Below are 3,642 nucleotides of genomic sequence, written 5' to 3' on the forward strand. Positions count from 1 at the left end.
GCAGCCTACGAGGTCGCGACCTTCTATGCACATTTCGACGTGGTGAAGGAAGGCGAGACACCACCACCGCCGACGACGATCCGGGTGTGCGATTCCATCACCTGCGCGATCAAGGGCGCCGACGCGCTTTACGACGCCCTGAAGTCCGGCGTGGAGCCGTCAAAGGTGCGCGTGGTGAAGGCACCGTGCATGGGACGCTGCGACACCGCGCCGGTTTGCGAGATCGGACACCACTTCGTCGACCACGCCACGCCGGATCGCGTCCAGGCTGATCTCGGCCGCGGCAAGCACGACACCCATATCCCGGATTACACAGATCTGGCCGCCTATCGCCAAAAGGGCGGCTACACCATGCTTCAAGAGTGCCGCGCCGGAAAGCGGAGCGTGAGGACGTCATCACCGAGATGTCGGACGCCGGCTTGCGCGCCTCGGCGGCGCCGGCTTCCCGGCCGGCAAGAAGTGGCAGATCGTCCGTTCTTTTCCCGGCCCCCGGCTGATGACGATCAACGGCGACGAAGGCGAGCCCGGCACGTTCAAGGACCGGTATTACCTCGAGCGCAATCCGCATCAAATGTTCGAAGGTGCCTTGATCGGCGCCTGGGCCGTAGAGGCCGAGCGCATCTATCTCTACATGCGCGACGAGTACCCCGCCGTGCTCCATATTCTGGCGCGCGAGATCGCCGCGCTGGAAAAGGCCGGCATCATCAAAAAGGGCGACATCGAGCTGCGCCGCGGCGCGGGCGCTACATTTGCGGTGAAGAGTCGGCGATGATCGAGTCCATCGAGGGCAAGCGCGGCTATCCGCGCAATCGTCCGCCCTATATCGCCGAAGTGGGGCTGTTCGGACGTCCGACGCTCAACCACAACGTCGAGACGCTCTACTGGATACCCGAGATTCTGGAGAAGGGCGCCAAGTGGTTCGCCGATCACGGCATGAACGGCGGCAAGGGCTTCCGGTCCTGGTCCGTGTCGGGCCGTGTGAAAAAGCCGGGCGCATCATCGCACCCGCCGGCATCACCGTGAATGAATTGATCGAGCGCGCGGGCGGCATGGAGGACGGACAGGAGTTCAAGGCCTACCTTCCAGGCGGCGCTCCGGCGGTATTCTCCCCGCGCGTCTCGGCGACGTGCCCCTCGATTTCGGCACACTCGACAAGTACGGATCGTTCGTCGGCAGCCACGCCATCGTCATCTTCTCGCAAGAAGATCGCGTGGCGGACGTCGCGATCAACCTGCTTCAGTTCTTCAAGAACGAGTCCTGCGGCCAGTGCACGCCCTGCCGCGTGGGTTGCGACAAGGCTGTTGCCCTGCTCGAGAAGGACGAGTGGGACGGCGAGCTCTTAGGTGAGCTCGCACAGGCCATGCGCGATGCCTCGATCTGCGGACTTGGCCAAGCCGCCCCGAATGCCTTTGTCACCGCGATGGAGTTCTTCTCCGACGAGCCCGTGCCGCAAGACGCCGCCGGACGGCCGGCAAGATATTGATGGATGACGCCATGACAGACGAACTTCAATTCACCCTCGACGGCAAACAGGTCTCGGCTAGGCCCGGTGAAACCATCTGGCAGGTCGCCAAACGCCACAACATCGACATTCCGCACCTGTGCTGGCTCCCCCAGCCGGGATACGCCGCCGACGGAAATTGCCGTGCCTGCATGGTCGAGATCGACGGCGAGCGCACCTTGGCGGCATCGTGCATCCGGAAGCCCGCCCAGGACATGGTCGTCAAGACGGCGACCGATCGCGCGGTGAGGGCACGCCGCATGGTGATGGAACTGCTTCTTGCGGATCAGCCGCCACACGAGGACTCACCGGACCGCGTCTCGCCGTTTTGGCATTGGGCCGAGGCACAACACATCGAGACCTCGCGTTTTCCGGCCAGCGACATCATCAAGCCCGACCTGTCCCACCCGGCCATGGCGGTCAACCTCGATGCCTGCATCGAGTGCGGCCTGTGCGTGCGCGCCTGCCGCGACGTCCAGGTGAACGATGTGATCGGCATGGCTTTCCGCGGCTTCGACGCCAAGCCCGTGTTCGATTTCGACGACCCGATGGGCGACTCTACTTGTGTGGCGTGCGGCGAGTGCGTGCAGGCGTGCCCCACCGGGGCGCTCATGCCCAAGTCGATCGTCGATCCGATCACGCAGCACGGCTCCCGTGAGGTCGACCGCGAAGTCCACTCTGTCTGCCCGTATTGCGGCGTTGGCTGCCAGATCAGCTATCAGATCAAGGACGAGAAGATCGCGTTCGTGCAGGGCCGCAACGGTTACTCGAACGAGAACCGGTTGTGCGTGAAAGGCCGTTTCGGCTTCGACTATGTCAGCAATCCCCAGAGGCTGATGAAGCCGCTGATCCGCAAGCCGGGCATGCCCAAGGGCGTGAACGTCGATCCGTCCGATCCTTACACCCATTTTCGCGAGGCAAGCTGGGAAGAGGCCCTCGACGCCGCGGCATCCGGCTTGGCGCGCATCGCCGATGATCATGGCGGCCAAGCCATCGCTGGCTTCGGTTCGGCCAAATGCTCGAACGAGGAAGCCTATCTGTTTCAGAAGCTGATTCGCACGCGCTTTCAGAGCAACAATATCGACCACTGCACGCGCCTGTGCCACGCCTCGTCGGTCGCGGCGCTGATCGAAGGGATCGGATCCGGCGCGGTGACGGCCACGTTCAACGAGGTCGAGCACGCGGACGTCATCGTCATCATCGGCGCGAACCCTACAGAGAACCATCCGGTCGCCGCGACCTTCTTCAAGCAAGCGGCGCGCCGCGGCGCCAAGCTAATCGTGATCGATCCGCGCGGCCAGGCGCTCCGCAACTACGCGACCCATATGCTGCGCTTCAAGTCGGGAAGCGACGTGGCGCTCTTGAACGGCATCATGCACACTATCGTCGAGGAAGGTCTCTACGACGTTCAATACCTGCAAGCGCGCACCGACAATTTCGATCGCTTGAAGGAGAAACTTGCTGCTTACAGCCCGGAATCGGTCGCTCCGATTTGCGGGATCGACGCCAAGACAATTCGGGAAGTTGCTCGGCTCTTCGGCACTGCCGGGCGTGCCATGATCTTCTGGGGTATGGGCATCTCGCAGCACGTGCACGGCACCGACAACTCACGTTGCCTGATTTCTCTCGCTCTCATGTGTGGTCAGGTCGGCCGCCCCGGTACGGGTCTGCATCCCCTGCGTGGGCAAAACAACGTGCAAGGGGCATCGGACGCCGGCCTCATCCCCATGTTCTATCCGGATTATGCCGACGTCGGAGCCGAGCCCGTCTACAAGAAATTCGAGGAGCTTTGGCAGACGCCGCTTTCGAAGAAGGCAGGCCTCACGGTGGTCGAGGTCATCAACGCGGCGAACGCGGGCAAGATCAAGGCCATGTACATTCAGGGTGAGAACCCCGCCATGTCGGATCCGGATCTCGATCACGCGCGCGCCGGCATTGCCAAGCTCGAGCATCTGGTGGTGCAGGACATCTTCCTGACCGAGACGGCGATGATGGCCGACGTCGTGCTGCCAGCCTCTGCCTGGCCCGAGAAGACCGGGACCGTCACCAACACCAATCGTCAGGTGCAGATGGGCCGCAAGGCGCTCAACCTCCCCGGAGACACGCGCGAAGATCTTTGGATCATCATCGAGCTGGCCAAG

3 protein-coding genes and 2 pseudogenes are annotated in these 3,642 nt (G+C 63.0%); 4 read left to right on the forward strand and 1 reads right to left on the reverse strand.

The annotated features are described in order from the left end of the window. Positions 1–42: 42 nt before the first annotated feature. A pseudogene (locus AUC71_RS21325) lies at positions 43–210 on the forward strand (NAD(P)H-dependent oxidoreductase subunit E); the annotation flags it as partial. Here the strand turns inward: AUC71_RS21325 and AUC71_RS21330 are convergent. Next, complete coding sequence (locus tag AUC71_RS21330; RefSeq protein WP_244500930.1) at positions 160–360, reverse strand: hypothetical protein; 201 nt, start codon at positions 358–360, stop codon at positions 160–162. The pseudogene AUC71_RS21325 and the gene AUC71_RS21330 overlap by 51 nt on opposite strands. A 106-nt stretch (positions 361–466) precedes the next feature. Here AUC71_RS21330 and AUC71_RS21335 point away from each other — a divergent pair. From AUC71_RS21335 to AUC71_RS11925, 3 genes and pseudogenes are all read left to right on the forward strand, one after another. Continuing rightward, positions 467–1,023 (forward strand): annotated as a pseudogene (locus tag AUC71_RS21335) (hypothetical protein). Positions 1,024–1,126: 103 nt separating this feature from the next. Beyond that, the gene (locus AUC71_RS21340; RefSeq protein WP_069624440.1) at positions 1,127–1,483 is read left to right on the forward strand and encodes an NADH-ubiquinone oxidoreductase-F iron-sulfur binding region domain-containing protein; all 357 of its coding nucleotides are present in this window, start codon (positions 1,127–1,129) and stop codon (positions 1,481–1,483) included. An 11-nt stretch (positions 1,484–1,494) separates the two neighbouring features. Continuing rightward, positions 1,495–3,642 (forward strand): molybdopterin-dependent oxidoreductase (locus tag AUC71_RS11925; RefSeq protein ID WP_083238321.1); only part of this gene is annotated, 2,148 nt, incomplete at its 3' end.

It is taken from the genome of Methyloceanibacter marginalis, from assembly GCF_001723295.1.
Lineage (GTDB): Bacteria > Pseudomonadota > Alphaproteobacteria > Rhizobiales > Methyloligellaceae > Methyloceanibacter > Methyloceanibacter marginalis.